This window comes from Streptomyces deccanensis (assembly GCF_022385335.1).
Classification (GTDB): domain Bacteria; phylum Actinomycetota; class Actinomycetes; order Streptomycetales; family Streptomycetaceae; genus Streptomyces; species Streptomyces deccanensis.
The window spans coordinates 3,043,209-3,062,643 of the sequence record NZ_CP092431.1 but is presented as its reverse complement, the minus strand read 5'-3'; the positions used below and the strand labels follow the sequence as shown (position 1 = coordinate 3,062,643).

The window sequence follows — 19,435 nt, the reverse complement described above, 5'->3', positions numbered from 1 at the left end:
CTGGGCCTCAGCTACCTGTGCCCGTCCGCCGCAGCACCCGCAGGGAGTCCGTGGCCGAGACCTCCGTGAAGGCGCCGGAGGCCAGGGCGCGGAGGTAGACGCGGTACGGGGCCTGGCCGGTGAACTCGTCCTCGGGGTCGGGGAAGACGTCGTGGATGACGAGGAGACCGTCCGGGGCGATGTGCGGGGCCCAGCCCTCGTAATCGGCGGTGGCGTGCTCGTCGGTGTGGCCGCCGTCGATGAACACGAAGGCCAGGGGGGTGCCCCAGAACGCGGCGACCTGCGGGGAACGGCCGACGACCGCGACGACGTGGTCCTCCAGGCCGGCGCGGTGGAGGGTGCGGCGGAAGGTGGGGAGCGTGTCCATGCGGCCCACCTCGGGGTCGACGGTGGACTCGTCGTGGTACTCCCAGCCAGGCTGCTGCTCCTCACTGCCCCGGTGGTGGTCGACCGTGATCGCGGTGACCCCCGCCTCGCGGGCGGCGTCGGCCAGCAGGATCGTCGACCGGCCGCAGTACGTCCCGACCTCCAGCAACGGCAGCCCCAGCCGCCCCGCCTCGATCGCCGCCGCGTACAACGCCAGCCCTTCCTTCAGCGGCATGAACCCCTTGGCCCCCTCGAAGGCCTCGAGAATCTCCGCCTTGGGCGCCGGCCCGGCCGGGTTCGCGTGCGGTGCCGCGGACATGGGTCCTCCGTGTAGTCGTACGAGTCGGCTGTGCCCTGACGTGCCCGTACTCGGCGGTACGCCGTCCGGGGCGCCCCATGCTGCCATGCGGTGATCGGCGGAGGGTGCGGGGCCCGGGCGATCCGGTGGGCTGCCGGTTGCGGGTGGGAAAAGCACGGGGCGCAGCCCCTGCTTTTCAGGCGCGGGGAACTGCGCGACCAGCCCCCCCCACCGGGCCCGCAGCTGCCCTCGACTGCCACGCGACGGCCCCTAACGGGAGGCGAGGACGCCCCGCCCCTCCCCGGAGACCACGTCCGCCTCCCCGGCCCCACCCTCACCGCTCGCGCGCAGCGTCCGCGCAGGCCGCCGGCTCGGCAGGAAGAGCGCCAGCACCAGGCCGACGGCGACCGCCCCCGTGGCGATGAGGAACGAGACGCGGAAGCCGTGCATCGTGGGGATCGCCACCCCACCCACCTCGTTCGCGGTGTTCGCCAGCACCATCCCGATCACGGCGCTCGACATGGACGTACCGATGGAGCGCATGAGCGTGTTCAGCCCGTTGGCCGCCCCCGTCTCGGACGGATCGACCGCACCGACGATCAGCGCCGGGAGCGAGGAGTAGGCGAGGCCGATCCCCGCGCCCAGCACCACCGACACCACCACGGTCTGCCATGCCGCGCTCATCAGGCCGAGCCCCGCCCCGTAGCCGATCGCGATGATCAGCAGGCCCAGGATGAGCGTGCTCTTCGGCCCGTACTTGGCGGAGATCCGGGCGTAGACCGGCGCGGTGAACATCATCGTCAGCCCGAGCGGGGCCACGCACAGACCCGCGACGACCATCGACTGCCCGAGCCCGTACCCGGTGGCGGAGGGGAGCTGCAGGAGCTGCGGCAGGACGAGGGAGACGACGTAGAAGGAGACGCCGACCATGATCGAGGCGAGGTTGGTGAGAAGGACCTCGCGGCGGGCGGTGGTCCGCAGATCCACCAGCGGCGCGGCGATACGCAGCTCCAGAACACCCCAGAGCAGCAGGACCACGGCCGACGCGGCGAACAGTCCGAGCGTGGTCGCGGAGGTCCAGCCCCAGTCGCTGCCCTTGGTGATCGGCAGGAGGAAGAGGACGAGGCCGAGGGAGAGACCGAGCGCGCCGACGTAGTCGAAGCTGCCCTCCGCGCGCGTCTTCGTCTCCGGTACGGCGACGAGGGTGAGGACGATGGACAGCACCCCGAGACCGGCGGCGGCGAAGAAGAGGACGTGCCAGTCGGTGTTCTGGGCGACCGCGGCGGCCAGCGGCAGGGCGAGTCCGCCGCCGACGCCTATGGACGAGCTCATCAGGGCCATGGCGGAGGCGAGGCGTTCACGGGGCAGTTCGTCGCGCATCAGGCCGATGCCCAGCGGGATCGCGCCCATGGCGACGCCCTGGAGGGTACGGCCGACGATCATCGGGACGAGCGCGCTGGTGAAACCGCTGATCAGCGACCCGACCACCATCACGGACAGGCTGGCCAGCAGCATCCGGCGCTTGCCGTAGAGGTCGCCGAGACGGCCCATGATCGGCGTGGCCACGGCGCCGGAGAGGAGGGTCGAGGTCAGTACCCAGGTCGCGTTTCCGGCCGAGGTGTCCAGCAGCTGGGGGAGATCCTTGATCACCGGGACCAGCAGGGTCTGCATCACCGCGACCACGATCCCCGCGAAGGCCAGCACCGGGACGATCGCTCCGCCGGCGCGCGTGGTGGGGCCCTCGAGGGTCGGCGGTGTGTGCGGCTGTGTCATGGAGCGGGGCCTCCTGGCCGGGGTGAAGGTGGGTGCCATCTGAACCTCGTGCGCCTGGGCAACTATTCCGTTGTTTCGGGTGACTAATGAAAGCTTGACTTGCCCATGGGGAAGTGACGGGGCGTCAGGGCGGGTCGCGGGGCTCGGAATCTTCTCGCGGGTCGAGGCAACGGATCGGTGCCCTCATGGACTGTTAAAAGCATCTAGGAGGTGCTCATGGGGGATCGGAAGCAGGCCAGGGACGCTCGGGACGAAGGGTTCCAGAGCTTCCTCGTCGGCCGCTGGCCTCGGCTGATGCGGACGGCGTTCCTGCTCACGGGAGAGCAGCACGCCGCGGAGGACCTGGTCCAGACGACGCTGGAGCAGGTGTACGTGGCCTGGCGCCGCGTCGGTGCGACGGACGACCCGGACACCTACGTCCGGCGCGTGATGATCAACGCCCACGCGCGCAGGCACCGCAGACGCCTCAAGGAGTTCCTCGCGCCCCGGAGCGACGCGGACCTCGTGCCCGAGCTCCCCGATAGCGGTGACCGCATCGCCCAGGCCGACGACCGCAGTGCCCTGCTGAGGGCCCTGTCACAACTGCCGCCGCGCCAGCGAGAAGCCGTCGTCCTTCGCTACTGGGAGGACCTCAGCGAGAGCCGGACGGCCGAGGCGATGGGTTGTTCCGTGGGGACGGTGAAGAGCAACGCGTCGAAGGGCCTGGCGAAGCTCCGTCGCGTCCCTCGCGTCCCCGTTCGCGGCAGTCCTGCCCCCCGGTGACGAGGGCGCAGGCGGCGCCTCGAAGCGCCTGGTCATCGACCAGGTCGCCCCCACCACCCAGGAAGTGCGCGTCACCTGGTCCGACGGCACCTCGGTCGACGTGCGGCGGAACAGGGGCGACGGCTGGCACGCGGACCTGCGCAACCGTTCCTAGGGACTGAGCGGGAGTGAGTCCTGTTGCCAGAACCCATGCTCAGTCGAACGCCCCGGACGGTGTTGGGCGTTCTGGTTGCCCGCGTTCGCTCCGCGTCCGGGCGGCACGGATCGTGTCCGTGGTCCGGGAATGCGGGGGCGGGGTCCCTCACGCCCGGCAACACCTGGTCGGGCCTGGACGGTCCGATGCCCCGCACGATCACTCCGGTCGTGTGGGGGCGGTGCCGTCCGTCGCCGGACCGGGTGTCCCTGGGCGCGCCTTCCGATCGCCACGGCAGCAGCCTCATGGCGAGTCGTCTTACGGGTGGTGCTGGTGAGGGGCTTCTGCCAGTGCTGGGCACCCCACCGGCTGGTGTAGGCCGGGTCGACCGCGATGACCGCGATGCCTGTCTGGTCGGCCATCGAGGCCAGCCGGGCGCGGAGTCTGCCGGTGGGCATGCCGGAGATGAGCTTGCGGAAGCGTGTGCGGCGGCCGTGCTTCTCCCGGGTCTTCTCCGCAGCGAAGTCCAGGTCCTCCACCGCGATCGCCTGCACACCACAGCTGCGGGCCCAGTGCAGGAGACGGGTGAGGGCGTGGCGGACCTGCGCGTCCCGGTGTCCGGCGGTACCGGTCAGGTCGTAGAAGAAGCGGCGAGGGGCGCCGGTGGGGTTGCCGTGGACATCCAGGCGCCAGGCGGCCAGGTGGTCGGCGTTCATGTCGACGCCGATCACGCCATGGGCGAGGGCCGCCTCGATCGGGAGGGCGGGGGTGGTCCGAATCTGCCAGGACGCGGTCAGATACCAGCGGCCCCGGCCCGTATCCAGGTGGATGCGGTAGGCGATCGCCCGGTTCGCCGCGACGCGGTCCGCCCAGTCACCGCCCCGGTGCGCGAACGCGACCTTGCAGGCCAGGACGTACCGGCCGTGTGGGGCGTTCGCCAGGTACACGAGCGGCGTGGGCAGTTTGATGCTCACCTCGCCGTCGGGGCTGACGCGGATGGTCTCGTTGCCGTGGCGCTTGCCGGACTCCCCGTCGGCCTGGCAGAACCAGCGCTCCGCCTCCCACCGCCCACGCCACGCGGATTCCGTGAGCCGGGCCTCGTCGAGGTGGTGGCGGGTGCGGGCCAGGTGTTTGCCGCCGCGCACGATGTGCACGATCCCGGCCTCGCGGTCGGCGCGCGCGGCGGCCAGCCGGTCCTGAAGCACCCGCAGGCGCCGCGCCTTCGCGTGCCACTCCCGCCGTGACCGGTAACCTCCCGGCGCCTTCTTCGTCCCCTTCTGGCCGACCGGCAGTGCCAGCCGAGCCTCGATGGTGCGGATGCCGGCTTCCAGGTTCTGGATGTGCGCCGACTGGCAGCGGCGGGCCAGTGCCCACTGGTCGTGCGTGGCCTTGGTGATACTGCCCGCCCAGCGTGATGACGAGGCAGGTGTCAGCTCCCGCTTGCGGACCGCCCACGCCTCAGCGGAGTGCGCAAGGCCGTCCCGGCAGCGCGCCTTGAGATCCCCTGAAGCCAGCGACCCCAGATGCCCGCCCACCAGACGCAACACCGTCTCATCACCCGGCGTCAGCTGCTTGAGCCGGGTCCGGACGGCCACACCGGACGGGCCGGACGCCACGAACGGCGCCGCGATGCTCCGCAGCTCACCCACCCCGTCACCCCCGCCCGGCCCGACTCGAATACCCCGTCGCCCTGGGGAACGAGCACCGCCCATGAAGGTCACGCATTCGATGAGGGAACGTCAGTTCCCCGCCGGAAACCGGCATCACCAGCAAGGAGCGTGGCACGGCACAGGCCATCCACGCTCACCCCCGCTCACCAGAACGCCCTTGAACGCAGTCCAATGCCAGCAGTTCCCAACCCCCGCCTAGTCCACCCGAAGGGCGCCCTGGCGAGCTGGTTCATGGCGCTGGCGCCGGAGGGGGCCGAGTACGAGTCGGCGAAGGTGACCGGCTGAGCCTGAGGCGGCCCCGGCTCCGACCCCTCCCTCTCTCCTCACCGTCAGGATCTGACGTACTGTCAGGAGCCTTCACATGTGCACGAGGCTGGGCTATACAGAGGGTCGCCGGACTGGAACGCGTTCTAGGTGGGCGGGTTCCGGGTCGGCCGTGACGACCTCGGTGCGGCCGCTGGTGCGGACGGTCGTACCGAGGTTCCTCAGCCCAGTCACCCGCCCCGGACCGCCCAGGAGCCCCATGCCCATCGACGCAGCCAAGGCGCTCGCGGCAGACCCCCGTTCCGCCGAGATCGCGTGGACCCGGAAGGACGTCCTGCTCTACCACCTCGGTATCGGCGCGGGCACCCCCGCGACCGACCCCGACGAACTGCGCTACACACTGGAGTCGCGGCTGCACGTCCTGCCGAGCTTCGCGACCGTCGCGGGCGCCGGCTCGCCGGATGTGATCGGCGGGCTGAACGCACCCGGCGTCGACGTCGACCTCGCCAAGGTCCTGCACGGCGGCCAACGCGTCGAGCTCCGACGGCCGATCCCGGTCGAGGGGCGGGCGACGGCGACCTCACGCGTGGCGGCGGTGTACGACAAGGGCAAGGCGGCCGTCCTGGTGATGCGGACCGAGGTCGCCGACGCCGAGGGCCCGCTGTGGGTCAACGAGGCGCAGATCTTCGTACGGGGAGAGGGCGGCTGGGGCGGGGAGCGTGGCCCGTCCGCCCGGCAGGAACCGCCGACGACCGCGCCCGACAAGGAGGTGGAGCGGACCGTCCGCGAGGACCAGGCGCTGCTCTACCGCCTCTCCGGCGACTGGAACCCGCTGCACGCCGACCCGGAGTTCGCCGGGCGCGCCGGGTTCGACCGGCCGATCCTGCACGGGCTGTGCACCTACGGGATGACGTTGAAGGCCGTGGTGGACACGGTCCTCGGCGGGGACGTCGGCCGGGTCCGCTCGTACGGGACGCGCTTCGCGGGCGTCGTCTTCCCGGGCGAGACGCTCCGCATCCGGATGTGGCGGGCGGACGACCGGACGGTGCGGGTGACGGTGACGGCCGTGGAGCGGGACGACGCCCCGGTCCTCGCGGACACGCTCGTCGACCACGCATGAGCAGCGAATCAGCGGATCACAGGTACTTCTGATATTTCCGAGGGGAGCTGCACCATGCGCGCAGCCGTACTGCACGAGATCGGCCAGGACAAGCTGGACGTGCTCGACGACGTCGAGGCGGTGGGCTTCGGGCCGGGCAGGGTGAGGATCCGGGTGCGGGCCACCGGGCTGTGCCACTCGGACCTCTCCGCCATGGCCGGGGTGCTGCCGCAGCCGGGACCGTTCGTCCCCGGCCACGAGGGCGCCGGTGAGGTCGTCGAAGTCGGGGAAGGCGTCGGCCACTTGAAGCCCGGCGACCGGGTCCTCGTGTGCTGGCTCCCGGCCTGCGGCACCTGTCCCGCCTGCAAGCGCGGCCAGACCCACCTCTGCCTCGCCGGATTCCTGAACGCTGGCACGCCCAATTTCAAGCGGCCCGCCGGGGACGTCTTCGGCTTCGCGGGCACCGGTACGTTCGCCGAGGAGGTCGTCGTCGACGCGGGCTGTGCCGTGCCGATACCGGACGACGTGCCCTTCGACATCGCCGCCCTCATCGGCTGCGGCGTCACCACCGGCCTCGGCGCGGCTCTCAACACCGCCGACGTGGAGGCCGGTTCGTCGGTCGCGGTCATCGGCTGCGGCGGTGTCGGCATCTCGGCGATCCAGGGGGCCCGGCTCAAGGGCGCCGCCGAGATCGTCGCCGTCGACCCGGTCGTCTCACGACGCGAGGCGGCGCTCGAGTTCGGCGCCACCAAGGCGATCTCGCCGGAGGAACTGGCCGACGCCAAGCAGTCGGTCACCGGCGGCGAGGGGTTCGACTACGTCTTCGAGGTCGTCGGACGCTCCACCACGGCCCGCACCGCGTACGAGACCACCCGGCGTGGCGGCACCCTCGTCGTGGTCGGCGCGGGCGCGCTGGACGACTTCCTCCAACTCAGCATGTTCGAGCTGTTCTTCGACGAGAAGCGCATCCTGCCCTCCATGTACGGAGGCGGAGACGTCCTGCGCTCCTACGAGCGGGCCATCGCCCTCTGGCGCGCCGGCCGTATCGACCTCGCGGGGCTGATCACCCACCGGGTGCCCCTCACCGACATCAACGAGGCGCTGGACCAGATGCGGACCGGCGTGGCGCTCCGCACCTGCATAGAGATCTGACGGCTCCCGGAGCGCGACGGTCACGGAGCCGGGCGGACCACGTCGGCCGTCCGGCACGTGACGCGTGACCCGTGACCCGTACCCATGACTCCGGCTCGCGAGTGGATCGGCATCGGCGGAAGGGACCCGGCTGTGGCACTGGCACTGCCTCTTGAAGGACTGTCCGCGATCGTCACCGGCGCGGGGCGTGGCCTCGGCCGGGCCGAGGCGCTGGAACTGGCCCGCCTGGGCGCGGCCGTCGTCGTCAACGACTACGGCCGACCGGGGCGGGACGGTTCCGGTGAGGTGTCCACCGGGCCCGCCGAGGAGGTCGCGGAGTCGATCCGCGCGGCCGGCGGTGAGGCGGTGGCGCACATCGGGGACGTCGCCGACCACGAACAGGCCCGGGAACTGGTCGGGTTGGCGGTCGAACGGTTCGGCAAGCTCGACATCCTCGTCAACAACGCGGGCATCCTGCGCGACAGGATGGTCTTCTCCATGTCCGAGGACGAGTGGGACTCGGTCGTCCGGGTGCACCTCAAGGGGCACTTCAACACGACTCGCTTCGCCTCCGCCCACTGGCGGGCACGGGCCAAGGCGGGCGAGGGCGGGGGACGGGTCTACGGGCGGGTGGTGAACACCTCCTCCGAGGCCTTCCTCGCCGGATCGGCGGGCCAGCCCAACTACGCCGCCGCGAAGGGCGGGATCGTCGGGCTGACCACCTCCACGGCCCTCGCGCTCGCCAAGTACGGCGTCACCGCCAACGTCATCTGCCCGCGCGCCCGCACCCGGATGACCGAGGACGTCTTCGCGGGTCTTCCGGGCGCGCCCGACGGCGCCGACACCGGCCTCGACCCTCTCGCCCCCGAGCACGTCGCCCCCCTCGTGGGCTACCTCGCCTCACCCGCCGCCGCCCAGGTCAACGGCCAACTCCTCGTCGTCCACGGCGGCATGGTGGCGATCGTCGAACGCCCGCGCGTCCAGGCCAAGTTCGACACCAAGCAGGACGCGTTCACGTACGACGAACTGGACGGCCTGTTGACGCCGTACTACATGGACCGGCCGGAGGGCGAGACGTTCGCGGCGGCGGAGGTACTGGGGCTGCGACATGAGCCGGGGAACGGGGCCGACCCCGCCCGTTCGTGACGGGCGGGGCCGGTGCCATGGTGCTGGTCGGTTCCGGTGTCGAATTGACGTTTCTCCAGAGGTGACCAGGAGGACGTCCGTCGCCGTTCAGGCGGACGTCGTCGTCTCCGTGTGTTCGGCCGGCTTGCGGTGGCGTCCGCGAGGGCTCGTCTTCTCGGCTTCGTGGGCCGAGATCTGGCCCCGGTGCCGGCCGTGGCCTTCCGCCTCGTGGGGGTCGGCAGTGGGCGGCTGGATTGTGTGCACGTCGCTCATTGGAAGTGTTCCCCGTCGAATGATCTTCTTACCGGCGGGTGATTTTAACGGGCCGCCCCGCTCGCCCCGAAGCCGCCCGAGCGCGTGTCGCCCACACCGCGTCCACCTGGCCCGTGCCCCCCACATCACCTTCACCCGACGGCCACCTCCTCGGGCACTCGCCCCTCCAACGGCGCCTGCTGCAACGGCACGGGCCGGGCGACGACGGGCACGGACGGCTCCGCACCGACCGAGGGCGCGCCGATCGGCTCCGCACCGACCGGGGGCGCGCTGACCGACTGCGTATCGACTGATGGTGTGTCGACCGGTGGTGTGTCGACCGGAGGTGCGTCGGCGGGCACGGCTGCCGACGGGGCTGCGCCCGAGGTCCCGGTGCCCGACGGTCCCGCCCCCTCCCGGGACGGGGACTCCTCCGGACCCTCCTCCGGCTCCTCCACCCAAGGCACCCCCACCCGAGCCACCCCGCACCGCACCACCCCTGTGGCGTAGGGCAGTTGCAGCACGCCTTCTCGGCTCCACAGCCCGGCACCCGTCAACCAGCCGTCGGGCGCGGGCAGATGGAGGACGCGGCGGGCGGCCGGGCGCCAGACGCCGACCCAGCTGCCGCGCGGTCCGTCGACGCGCAACGCGACCGCACAGCTCTCGGGAGTGAGGATCTGTCCCGGCTGGATGGCGAAGGGGGTGACGCGATGCCCCTCGGGCACCCGCAGACACTCCGGGAAACGGACCGGGAGCGTACTGCCCAACACGCCCCAGCCGAGCCGGTCGTGGCCGGGGGAGGGGGCGTCCGAGCGGATCAGGAGCAGTCCGCTGTCGGGGTCGGCGAGCAGCACCCGGTCGTTGCTGTCGTCCGCGATCTGCAACAGCGGCGAGACCGCGCCGCCCTGCTCCAGATCGACGGCCACCGACTTCGTCCGGCCGCCCGACTCCTGGTCCAGAGCGAGCAGCCGGCCCGTCGCGTCCAGCCAGACGCCGCCCGAGCACCGGCCCGGCAGCTGTGCCACCAGCTCCGGCCCGAACGTTCCGCCTACCACCAGCCACACCGCCGTGGCCGTCCGGCTCAGGGCGAGGGCGTACGCCCGCTCCCCGCACGGCGAGGGCGGCAGCAGCCGCATCCGGGTCGTCGGGTCGGCGCATTCGACCGCGCCGAGCGGGAGTTCGCCGGTGCCGGGTCCGGTGGGATAGAGGAGCGAGAACAGGTGTAGGTCGCCGGCCACCCGGTGGATGAGGACCCGGCCGTCGGTCATGGGGAGCACTTCGGTGCCGGGCTCCTCCGGCTGGTTGCCGGGCAGGGGAACGGCGTACGGCTCGTGACCGTCGAGGGTCCAGCGCTCGGGGAACCAGGACTCGCCGTCGAGCGCGAGCCGCGCCGCGTACGCCCCGTCGGCGGTGATCACACAGCCGGGCGCGGGGGGCTCGTCGCCTCCGGCGCTTCCGCCCGGCCCGCCGCCTCTGCTGTCGTACCCGTCGTACTCACCACTCGCACCACGCGCACCACTGGCACCGCTCTCACAGCGATCTCCGCTCGGCGGGTCGGCGTTCGTTCCGTCCTTCTCCCGTCCCGCGTCGTTCCCGTGGCCCGTGGTGGGGGAGGGGGGTGTACAGGCCGTCATCGTTCGATCACCTCCGGCGACGAAGCTAGTTTTCGTACGCACAGACGTGGGACAACCCGCACCCCCTTCACACATAAGGGTGTTCGTCCGGCGATTCGCCTGAGGGAACGGCGACGGATGTGCTGGTCGGGGGGTGTCCGGTCAAGTGACCCGTGGCCGGTCGGGGACGGGAGGAGTGCAGGTAGCCTTTGTGCGTGCCCCGTCTGTCTGAAGTCATCGCCGCGCTCGACGCCCTCTGGCCGCCCGAGAGGGCCGAGGGGTGGGACGCGGTCGGCACGGTCTGCGGCGATCCCGACCAGGAGGTCGGCCGCGTCCTGTTCGCCGTCGACCCGGTCCAGGAGATCGTCGAGGAAGCGGTGAAGCTGGGCGCCGACCTGCTGGTGACCCACCACCCCCTCTATCTGCGCGGCACGACGACGGTCGCGGCCTCCACCTTCAAGGGCCGTGTCGTGCACACCCTCATCAAGCACGACATCGCGCTCCACGTCGCCCACACCAACGCCGACACCGCCGATCCGGGTGTCAGCGACGCCCTCGCCGGCGCGCTGGACCTCAGGGTCGTACGCCCCCTCGTACCGGACCCCGCCGACCCCGCCGGGCGGCGCGGTCTCGGCCGCGTCTGCGAGCTGGACCACCCCCTGACCGTGCGGGAGCTGGCCGCGCGGGCGGCCGAGCGGCTGCCCGCCACCGCGCAGGGCATCCGGGTCGCCGGCGACCCCGAGGCGCTCGTCCGCACGGTCGCCGTCAGCGGCGGCTCCGGCGACAGCCTCTTCGACGACGTACGCGCGGCCGGTGTCGACGCCTTCCTCACCGCGGACCTGCGCCACCACCCGGCGTCCGAGGCCGTGGCCCGGACCACGGAAGGCACCCACACACCTCTCGCGCTGCTCGACGCGGCGCACTGGGCCACCGAGTGGCCCTGGTGCGAGCTGGCGGCCGCCCAGCTCGACGAGATCTCCGACCGGGAGCGATGGGACCTGCGCGTCCACGTCTCCAAGACGGTCACCGACCCCTGGACCGCCCACGCGGCGTCCACCACCGCCACCGAATCACTGGGAGCCCCCAACTGAACGCCGCGCCCGCCGACCAGATCCGACTCCTCGACGTCCAGGCCCTGGACGTACGTCTCCAGCAGCTCGCGCACAAGCGCAGGTCGCTGCCCGAGCACGCCGAGATCGAGTCGCTGACGAAGGACCACACCCAGCTGCGCGACCTGCTCGTCGCCGCGCAGACCGAGGAGAGCGACACCGCCCGCGAGCAGACCAAGGCCGAGCAGGACGTGGACCAGGTGCGCCAGCGCGCCGTCCGCGACCAGCAGCGCCTGGACTCGGGTGCGATCACGTCCCCGAAGGACCTGGAGAACCTCCAGCGCGAGATCGCCTCGCTCGCCAAGCGGCAGGGCGACCTGGAGGACATCGTCCTGGAGGTCATGGAGCGCCGGGAGTCCGTGCAGGAGCGGGTCGCCGAGCTGACCGAGCGGGTCGGGGCCGTCCAGGGGAAGGTCGACGACGCGACCGCCCGCCGGGACGCCGCGTTCGAGGAGATCGACGGCGAGGTGGCGACGGTGACGAAGGAGCGCGAGGTCATCGCGGCGTCGGTCCCCGCGGACCTCCTCAAGCTCTACGACAAGCTGCGCGACCAGCAGGGCGGCATCGGCGCGGCCAAGCTGTACCAGCGCACCTGCCAGGGCTGCCGCCAGGAGCTGTCGATCACCGACTTCAACGACGTCCGCAAGGCCGCCGCCGACACGGTCGTCCGCTGCGAGAACTGTGGCCGCATCCTGGTGCGTACATCCGAGTCGGGCCTCTAGAGGCGGCAAGGGGCTTTCGGCGTGCGGGAGTTCATCGTCGAGGCCGACGGGGGTTCCCGGGGGAACCCGGGGCCCGCGGGCTACGGTTCCGTCGTCCTCGACGCGGTGACGGGTGAGACGTTGGTGGAGGCCGCCGAGTACATCGGGGTCGCCACGAACAACGTCGCCGAGTACCGGGGCCTCATCGCGGGCCTCAAGGCGGCGCGGGAGCTGGACCCGGAGGCCTCCGTCCGGGTCCGGATGGACTCCAAGCTCGTCGTCGAGCAGATGTCGGGCCGCTGGAAGATCAAGCACCCCGACATGAAGCCCCTGGCCGCCGAGGCCGCGCGGGTCCTCCCGCCCGGTCGCGTGACGTACGAGTGGATGCCCCGCGACCAGAACAAACACGCCGACCGCCTCGCCAACGAGGCGATGGACGCGGGCAAGCGGGGCGCACAGTGGTCGCCCACCACGTCCACGGCGGACCTGGACACCCGCGCGACCCGGTCCGCCGCGCCGGTCGCATCTGCCGAGCCTGAACCGTCGGGCCCACCCGGGGACGCGGCGGCGGGCGCGGCGAAGGCGAGGGCTGCGCTGGCGGGGGCGCGGAGCGCTTCGACTACCGTCCCCTCGCCAGGTGCTTCCCCCTCGGCCGGCGGGGCTTCATCCGTTCCCGGCGCTCCCGTGGCCCTCGGCGGCAGTGGGTCTCCCGAAGCCGAAGACGTGGCCGCACCCGCTGTCGTTGCCGGGCCCGCCACCGACACTCAATCCAAGACCGCCGCCGACCTCCGCGCCGCCAGGAACGTCGCCTCCGTCGCCCCCGATCTCGGGACACCCGCCACCTTCGTGCTGCTGCGGCACGGGGAGACGCCCCTCACCCCCCAGAAGCGGTTCTCGGGGAGCGGGGGCTCGGACCCGTCCCTCTCCGATGTCGGCCGGTATCAGGCGGAGCGGGTCGCCGCGGCCCTCGCCGCTCGCGGGACGATCCAGGAGGTCGTGTCGTCGCCCCTGGCCCGCTGCCGGGAGACCGCCGGGATCGTCGCGGCCCGACTGGGCCTGAGGGTGGCCGTGGAGGACGGGCTGCGGGAGACGGACTTCGGAGCGTGGGAGGGCCTGAGCTTCGGCGAGGTGCGGGAACGCTATCCGGACGACATGAACGCCTGGCTGGCCTCCCCGGACGCCGAACCCACCGGCGGCGGCGAGAGCTTCGCGGCCGTCGCTGAGCGCGTCGCCGCCACCAGGGACGACCTGGTCGCGGCGCACCGGGGCCGCACGGTCCTGCTCGTCACGCATGTCACCCCGATCAAGACCCTCGTACGCCTGGCCCTCGGCGCGCCCCCGGAGTCCCTGTTCCGCATGGAACTCTCGGCGGCCTCTCTGTCCGCCCTCGCGTACTACGCCGACGGCAACGCCACCCTCCGCCTCCTCAACGACACGTCACACCTGCGCTGAAGCACGGTCACGCAGCCCCGCCGCCTCCCGCGCCAGCCCCTCGATCCGCGCCCAGTCCCGCGCGGCCACGGCGTCGGGCGGCAGCATCCACGTGCCGCCCACGCAGCCGACATTGGGGAGGGCGAGGTACTCCGGCGCGTTGAGCGGCCCGACCCCACCGGTCGGACAGAACCGCGCCTGCGGCAGCGGCCCGGCGAGCGACTTCAAATACGCCGTACCGCCCGCCGCGCCGGCCGGGAAGAACTTCATCTCCCGCACCCCGCGCTCCAGGAGCGCCACGACCTCCGACGCGGTCGAGACCCCCGGCAGGAACGGCACCCCGGACACCCGCATCGCCCGCAGCAGCAGGTCCGTCCACCCCGGGCTGACCAGGAAGCGCCCGCCCGCCGCGACGGAGTCGGTCACCTGCGTGGGCGTGATGACGGTACCCACGCCGACCACCGCGCCCGGCACCTCCGCCGAGATGGCCCGTACGGCGTCCAGCGCGCCCGGCGTCCGCAGGGTCACCTCGATCGCGGGCAACCCACCAGCGACGAGCGCCCGCGCGAGCGGCACGGCGTCGGCGGGGTCGTCGACGACGACCACGGGCAGGACGGGCGCCAGGTCGAGAACGGAGACGTGTGAGGACCAGGGCGGAGGAGGCGAGGGCGACATGCCGTCATCCTGCCCCGGGGGTAACAGCATGCACAACGAATGTTGCACATGCTGCAATGCGACGGAAGGTGTCAGTGGACCTCGTCCACCAGCACATCCAGAGTCCACGCCCGCCCGGCTCCCGCCGGAGGCTCCACCTCCACCACGTACCCGAGGTCCCGCAACGCCTCCACCAGCTCCGCCGGGCCCTTGGGGGCGATCCCGGCGGACAGCAGGCTCCGCACGATGCGGCCCTTGGTGGCCTTGTTGAAGTGGCTGACCACCTTCCGCGTGGGCGCGTGCAGCACCCGTACGGTCGCGGTCCGCCCGGCGACCTCGCCCTTCGGCTTCCAGGCGGCCGTGTACGCGGAGGACCGCAGGTCGAGGACGAGCCCGTCCCCGGCGGCCTCGGGCAGGGCCGTCGCCATCGGCGTACGCCAGTGCGTGCCGAGTGCGCCGAGGCCGGGCAGCTTCACGCCCATCGAGCAACGGTAGGAGGGGATCCGGTCCGTCACCCGGACCGCGCCCCACAGCCCCGAGAAGACCAGCAGCGAACGCGCCGCCCGCTGCTTCGCGGCGGTCTCCAGGGTGGCCAGGTCGAGGGCGTCGTACAGCACACCTGTGTAGACCTGCCCGGCCGGCCGCGTGCCCGCCGTCAGCAGCTCCGCGTTCTTGGCGATCTCCCCGCGCAGCCCCTCGCTCAGCCCGAGCACCTCACGTGCCTTGTCCTCGTCGCCGGCGCACAACTCCACCAGCTCACCGATGACCGCCTCCCGCGCCTCGGTGAGCGCCGGCAGCGACAACCCCTCCAGCTTCAGGGGAGCGCCACCCGAGGAGGGTGCCTTGCCTTCGGACGGGGGCAGCAGGACGAGCACGGGTGCTCCTTGTTCTTGAGGTTCTCGGGATTCTGGGGCTTATCGGGGCTCCGCGCCAGCGTACGGGGCGGAGGACCGACCGATGACATCCCGGCCACCCGCTCCCGGGACGCCGCCGCTGGGGGAGCGGCTGCGAGTGCGGCTCACGCAGGCCGAGCCGGGAATGGCGAAGGCGCGCTTCGTGCCGGCGTGCCCTCGCTCATGAGCTCCCTGATGGTGCGGACGAATTGATCCGCCTCGTCGGCGTGGAAACGCACCAGGCGCACTTCCCTGCGGCGGCCGAAGAAGGTCAAGTAGGCGGCGGGCTCGGCCAGTTCCAGGGTGACGGTGGTCTGCGACCCGACCTCCATGGCGAGCTCGCCGTCCCGCTTCTCGTGCGTCGTCCGCAGCTCACGGCGGACGGAGGCGACGGCGCTCAGCGGGACACGCAGATCCACGGTCGCGAAGCGCCGCAGCCGCAGGGTGGTCCCGGTGAGGACGTGGGGCCGGGTCACGGAGGCGGCGTGGAGGCCGGCGACGATGAGGACCGTATAGAGGTCGAGGACGAGGAAGGCCGAGTGCACGAGCGGAAAGTCGCGCAGCAGGACGGACATGGTCACGGTCTCGACGACGCACACGAAGCCGAACCCGAACATCATGGCGCCCTGCCCCCGCGCGTACCCGTACGCCCGCGCGCCCTCCTCCCCGACCCCGTGCGGCCGCCGCGCCACCCAGCGCAACAGGCTTGCCAGCAGCAGGAGTTCATGACGTACGAGGGAGCGGGCGACTCTGTAGCCGGTGTTCCTCCTGATGATCCCGATCATCCTCACGGACGGTCCTCCCGCAGTATCCGGAGCGTGCGGCGGATGGCCTCCGCCTGGGCCGGTGCGAAGTCGGCGTAGAAGGCGCGCAGGAAGCTGCCGGTGCCGCCGTCGCCCCCGCTGTCGTCGAGGTCGATGCCGGTGCCGTGCGGGACCATCTCCGGCGGGATGAGGTCGGCCAGTACGCGGGCGGCCTCGGCCACCCGGGGATCGTCGGGCGCGGCGTCGGCGAGGGCGTCGAGCAGCGCGTACGCCTCGTGCGCCCGCTCCACCGCACCCGGGACCGACATCATGTTCTCCAGTCCCGCGAGCATCTCCGCCCGCGCCTCGGGCGTTGCGGTGGTCTCCAGGAGGGCGAACACCTCACGGTCCTTGGCGGCCATCGGAGAGTGCGGCGCGGGCCCGAACTTGCCGAAGAGGGCGGCGAGTTCGGGTGAGACGGGCCCCTCGGCCGGCAGCCGCCCGGCACGCGCCTCCTCCATCAGGACACGCAACCGCCCCCGCCGCTCCCGGATCTCGTCCTCCTGCCGTGCCAGATCCTCGTCCAACTCGCCCAGCACCTCGACGAGTTCACGCCCGGCGTCGTCCGCGAGCACGTCCCGCACCTCGGCCAGCCCGAGCCCCAGTTCCGTCAGCCGCCGGATCCGCGCGAGCACGACCATGTGCCGCAACGTGTAGTCCCGATACCCGTTGGCCCGCCGCTCCGGCTCCGGCAACAGCCCGAGATGGTGGTAGTGCCGCACGGCACGCGGGGTGACCCCGACCGCCGCGGCGAGTTCTCCGATCCGCATACGCCCAGTAGAAACGTTGACGCTGCGGCAAGGTCAAGCGACGGATCCGGTGACGAGCCGCGACTGACGGTGACCGGGGTCATGTGCCACGATCGAGGGAACGGTTCCCGATCTCAGGGTCAGGTGATCAGCCGATGTCCCAGTCTGGCGAGCGACCGAAGAAGGAGGGGCGTGACATGACTGCCATGGCCCACGAGCCGCTCTCGCAGGAAGACGTCCTGCTGGAGGGCTTTCTCGCCCTGGACACCCCGGAGGGATTCCGGGCGGAGCTGATCGAGGGGGAGATCGTTGTGACACCGCCGCCGGACGGGGACCACGAGGACTACATCGAGCTGATCGTGCAGCAGGTGTACAGGCGGTCCCGGACAGACATGCAGTTCTCCGGGAACAAAGGCCTGAAACTGGGGAGGGCCGAAGGCTGTCCGAAGGATCACGTGATCCCGGACGGTACGTTCGCGCCCCGCTCCCTGCGGCTCTACCGTGGCGCGGACCCCTGGATGCCCTGCCAGGGTGTCTCCATGGTGCTGGAGGTGACCTCCACCAGGCCGAAGGCCGACCGTGAGGTGAAACGCCGCTGCTATGCCCGCGGTGGTGTCCCCCTCTACCTGCTCATCGACCGGGACTCTTCCGAGGCGACACTCCTCAGCGACCCCCGAGACGACGACTACCGCGAACGCCGCACCGTCCCCTTCGGCAAACCGCTCTCCCTCCCCGAACCCTTCGCCTTCGACCTGGAGACCTCCGACTTTCTCTGACCCGATCCCGCCCCGGCCGGGCGTAGCCTGAAGACCGACGAGGGCGAAGTGGTGCAGGGGCGAAGCGGAGCGGGGGGCGGCAGCGGTGAGCACACACGGCGAGACCCGCTGGACCCGCACCACCCTCGGCCGCCCAGACCACCCCCTGGACCTCCTCACCGCGCGCTTCGACCGCCACCGCTACGCCCCGCACACCCACGAGGAATTCAGCATCGGCATCTGTGTCCAGGGCGCCTCGTGCATCGACTACCGGGGCGGCGCCCTCACCGTGGGGGAGGGCTCGATCGTCGTCCTGGCGCCCGGCGAGGTCCACACCGGCGAGTCGGCCTTCGGCTCTTACGCCTACCGCGCCCTCTACCCGGCCCCCGCCCTCCTCACCGACGGCATCCTCGGCGGCACCCCGCACTTCCGCGACCCCGTCGTCCACGACCCCGAACTCGCCGCCGCCCTGCGCACCGCCCACACCGACCTGAGCACCTGCCCCGACCCGCTGGAATCCGAGTCCCGCCTCCCCTGGCTGCTCACGGCCCTGGCCCGCCGGCACTCGACCTCGTTCCTCACCTCCGACAGAATCCCCGGCGCCGACTCGATCGCCCTCGCCGTACGCGACCGCCTGGCGGACGAACTCCTCTCCCCACCCTCCCTCGCTGACCTGGCCACGGACCTGGGCCTCTCCCGCTACCAGCTCCTGCGAGCCTTCCGTACGACGATGGGCATGCCCCCGTACGCATGGCTGGCCCAGCACCGGGTGAGCCGGGCCCGGGGCTTGCTGGAGGCGGGCGCCCGCCCGGCGGACGTGGCGGGCCAGGTGGGCTTCGCGGACCAGGCGCACATGACGCGCTGGTTCAGGAAGGTGCTGGGGGTGACTCCGGCGGCGTACCGCAACAGCGTTCAAGACCCACGCCGCTGATCCATCCGACACTCACCCCATGACTGCACGCGGCTGGTTCCTCTTCTCCCTGATGGGAGTCCTCTGGGGCATCCCCTATCTGATGATCAAAGTGGCGGTGGACGAGGTCTCCCCGTCCATGGTCGTCTTCGTACGCTGTGCCCTGGGCGCGGCGCTCCTGCTCCCTTTCGCGATCCGGCAGGGGAACCTGACCCGCGTGGTCCGACAGCACTGGCGCCCGATGCTCGCGTTCGCCGTGATCGAGGTCATCGGCCCCTGGTGGACCCTGACCGACGCGGAACGCCACCTCTCCAGCTCCACGGCGGGCCTGCTGATCGCCGGCGTCCCGATCGTGAGCGTGCTTCTGGCCCGCTACTTCGGCGACGCGGAACGCCTGGGAGCCCGCCGCATGACAGGCCTGGCCCTGGGCCTGGGAGGCGTGGCGGTCCTCACGATCCCGCACCTCACCGGCGGCAACATCCTCTCCCTCACGGAGGTCCTGATCACGGTGATCGGCTACGCGACCGCTCCGTTGATCATGGCCCGCCACCTGAAGCAGGTCCCGACGCTCCAGCTGATAGCCCCGGTACTACTCCTGGCGGCCTTGGTCTACGCCCCCGCGGCGGCCCTGACCCGTCCGTCCACCCTCCCGTCGACCGAGGCCCTGATCTCCCTGGCGGCCCTGGGAGTGATCTGCACGGCGTTGGCCTTCGTGGCCTTCCTGGAACTGATCCGAGAGGTGGGCCCGACCCGCGCGACGGTCTTCACGTACGTCAACCCGGCGGTGGCGGTGGCAGCGGGAGCCCTGTTCCTGGACGAGCGCCTCACCCCCGCGATCGCGGTCTCCTTCGCCTTGATCCTGGCGGGCTCGTTCCTGGCAACGGCGTCGACGGCATCGACGGGACCGACCCCTCGCTCTCGCCGGGTAGCATGGTCCACACGGC

General features: G+C 71.8%; 17 protein-coding genes and 2 pseudogenes. 10 read left to right on the top strand and 9 right to left on the bottom strand.

Features of this window, described 5'->3' with window-relative positions; all coding sequences use genetic code 11:
* Positions 1-7 precede the first annotated feature (7 nt).
* A complete protein-coding gene (locus L3078_RS13685; RefSeq protein WP_239753841.1) occupies positions 8-685 on the bottom strand; it encodes a class I SAM-dependent methyltransferase in 678 nt (225 codons plus the stop codon).
* Positions 686-934: 249 nt separating this feature from the next.
* Positions 935-2,437: an MFS transporter gene (locus L3078_RS13680; RefSeq protein WP_239753840.1), complete on the bottom strand. Its 1,503-nt coding sequence runs from the start codon at positions 2,435-2,437 to the stop codon at positions 935-937.
* A gap of 216 nt (positions 2,438-2,653) precedes the next feature.
* Here L3078_RS13680 and L3078_RS13675 point away from each other — a divergent pair, with 216 nt between their 5' ends.
* A complete protein-coding gene (locus L3078_RS13675) occupies positions 2,654-3,199 on the top strand; it encodes a SigE family RNA polymerase sigma factor (protein ID WP_239753839.1) in 546 nt (181 codons plus the stop codon).
* 150 nt (positions 3,200-3,349) lie between these two features.
* Here the strand turns inward: L3078_RS13675 and L3078_RS13670 are convergent.
* Positions 3,350-4,981 (bottom strand): annotated as a pseudogene (locus tag L3078_RS13670) (nuclease/transposase family protein).
* Positions 4,982-5,525: 544 nt separating this feature from the next.
* On the opposite strand from L3078_RS13670, the gene L3078_RS13665 reads away from it, so the two are divergent.
* From L3078_RS13665 to L3078_RS13655, 3 genes are all read left to right on the top strand, one after another.
* On the top strand, positions 5,526-6,386 hold the full coding sequence (locus L3078_RS13665) for a MaoC/PaaZ C-terminal domain-containing protein (RefSeq protein ID WP_239753837.1): 861 nt from the start codon (positions 5,526-5,528) through the stop codon (positions 6,384-6,386).
* Between the two features lie 54 nt (positions 6,387-6,440).
* Positions 6,441-7,517, top strand: coding sequence for a Zn-dependent alcohol dehydrogenase (locus L3078_RS13660; RefSeq protein ID WP_239753836.1), 1,077 nt, complete (start codon positions 6,441-6,443; stop codon positions 7,515-7,517).
* Between the two features lie 132 nt (positions 7,518-7,649).
* Positions 7,650-8,642 carry a 3-oxoacyl-ACP reductase gene (locus L3078_RS13655; RefSeq protein ID WP_239753835.1) on the top strand — a complete coding sequence of 331 codons (993 nt, stop codon included), beginning with the start codon at positions 7,650-7,652 and terminating at the stop codon, positions 8,640-8,642.
* An 87-nt stretch (positions 8,643-8,729) separates the two neighbouring features.
* Here the strand turns inward: L3078_RS13655 and L3078_RS13650 are convergent, their stop codons facing one another.
* The gene (locus L3078_RS13650; RefSeq protein ID WP_239760755.1) at positions 8,730-8,885 is read right to left on the bottom strand and encodes a hypothetical protein; all 156 of its coding nucleotides are present in this window, start codon (positions 8,883-8,885) and stop codon (positions 8,730-8,732) included.
* Between the two features lie 140 nt (positions 8,886-9,025).
* Positions 9,026-10,507, bottom strand: a complete 1,482-nt coding sequence (locus L3078_RS13645) for a hypothetical protein (protein WP_239753833.1) — start codon at positions 10,505-10,507, stop codon at positions 9,026-9,028.
* 194 nt (positions 10,508-10,701) lie between these two features.
* On the opposite strand from L3078_RS13645, the gene L3078_RS13640 reads away from it, so the two are divergent.
* The 3 genes from L3078_RS13640 to L3078_RS13630 are packed head-to-tail and all read left to right on the top strand — an operon-like array spanning position 10,702 to position 13,748.
* A complete protein-coding gene (locus tag L3078_RS13640) occupies positions 10,702-11,577 on the top strand; it encodes a Nif3-like dinuclear metal center hexameric protein (RefSeq protein WP_239753832.1) in 876 nt (291 codons plus the stop codon).
* Complete coding sequence (locus tag L3078_RS13635) at positions 11,574-12,317, top strand: zinc ribbon domain-containing protein (protein WP_239760304.1); 744 nt, start codon at positions 11,574-11,576, stop codon at positions 12,315-12,317. The genes L3078_RS13640 and L3078_RS13635 overlap by 4 nt, the downstream gene beginning before the upstream one ends.
* A gap of 21 nt (positions 12,318-12,338) precedes the next feature.
* The gene (locus L3078_RS13630) at positions 12,339-13,748 is read left to right on the top strand and encodes a bifunctional RNase H/acid phosphatase (RefSeq protein ID WP_239753831.1); all 1,410 of its coding nucleotides are present in this window, start codon (positions 12,339-12,341) and stop codon (positions 13,746-13,748) included.
* Here the strand turns inward: L3078_RS13630 and eda are convergent.
* From eda to L3078_RS13610, 4 genes are all read right to left on the bottom strand, one after another.
* Complete coding sequence (eda, locus tag L3078_RS13625; RefSeq protein ID WP_239753830.1) at positions 13,734-14,402, bottom strand: bifunctional 4-hydroxy-2-oxoglutarate aldolase/2-dehydro-3-deoxy-phosphogluconate aldolase; 669 nt, start codon at positions 14,400-14,402, stop codon at positions 13,734-13,736. The two genes, L3078_RS13630 and eda, sit on opposite strands and share 15 nt — an antisense overlap.
* 71 nt (positions 14,403-14,473) lie before the next feature.
* The gene (gene yaaA / locus L3078_RS13620) at positions 14,474-15,256 is read right to left on the bottom strand and encodes a peroxide stress protein YaaA (protein WP_239753829.1); all 783 of its coding nucleotides are present in this window, start codon (positions 15,254-15,256) and stop codon (positions 14,474-14,476) included.
* Between the two features lie 143 nt (positions 15,257-15,399).
* Complete coding sequence (locus L3078_RS13615; protein WP_239753828.1) at positions 15,400-16,059, bottom strand: hypothetical protein; 660 nt, start codon at positions 16,057-16,059, stop codon at positions 15,400-15,402.
* Positions 16,060-16,061: 2 nt separating this feature from the next.
* Positions 16,062-16,847, bottom strand: coding sequence for a MerR family transcriptional regulator (locus L3078_RS13610; RefSeq protein WP_239753827.1), 786 nt, complete (start codon positions 16,845-16,847; stop codon positions 16,062-16,064).
* A gap of 185 nt (positions 16,848-17,032) precedes the next feature.
* On the opposite strand from L3078_RS13610, the gene L3078_RS13605 reads away from it, so the two are divergent.
* The 3 genes and pseudogenes from L3078_RS13605 to L3078_RS44930 form a co-directional block, all read left to right on the top strand.
* Positions 17,033-17,602 (top strand): Uma2 family endonuclease, encoded by a 570-nt coding sequence (locus L3078_RS13605; protein WP_239760303.1) that lies wholly within the window; start codon positions 17,033-17,035, stop codon positions 17,600-17,602.
* Between the two features lie 85 nt (positions 17,603-17,687).
* Complete coding sequence (locus L3078_RS13600; protein ID WP_239753826.1) at positions 17,688-18,512, top strand: helix-turn-helix domain-containing protein; 825 nt, start codon at positions 17,688-17,690, stop codon at positions 18,510-18,512.
* Between the two features lie 19 nt (positions 18,513-18,531).
* Positions 18,532-19,311, top strand: a pseudogene (locus L3078_RS44930) (DMT family transporter); the annotation flags it as partial.
* Positions 19,312-19,435: the final 124 nt, after the last annotated feature.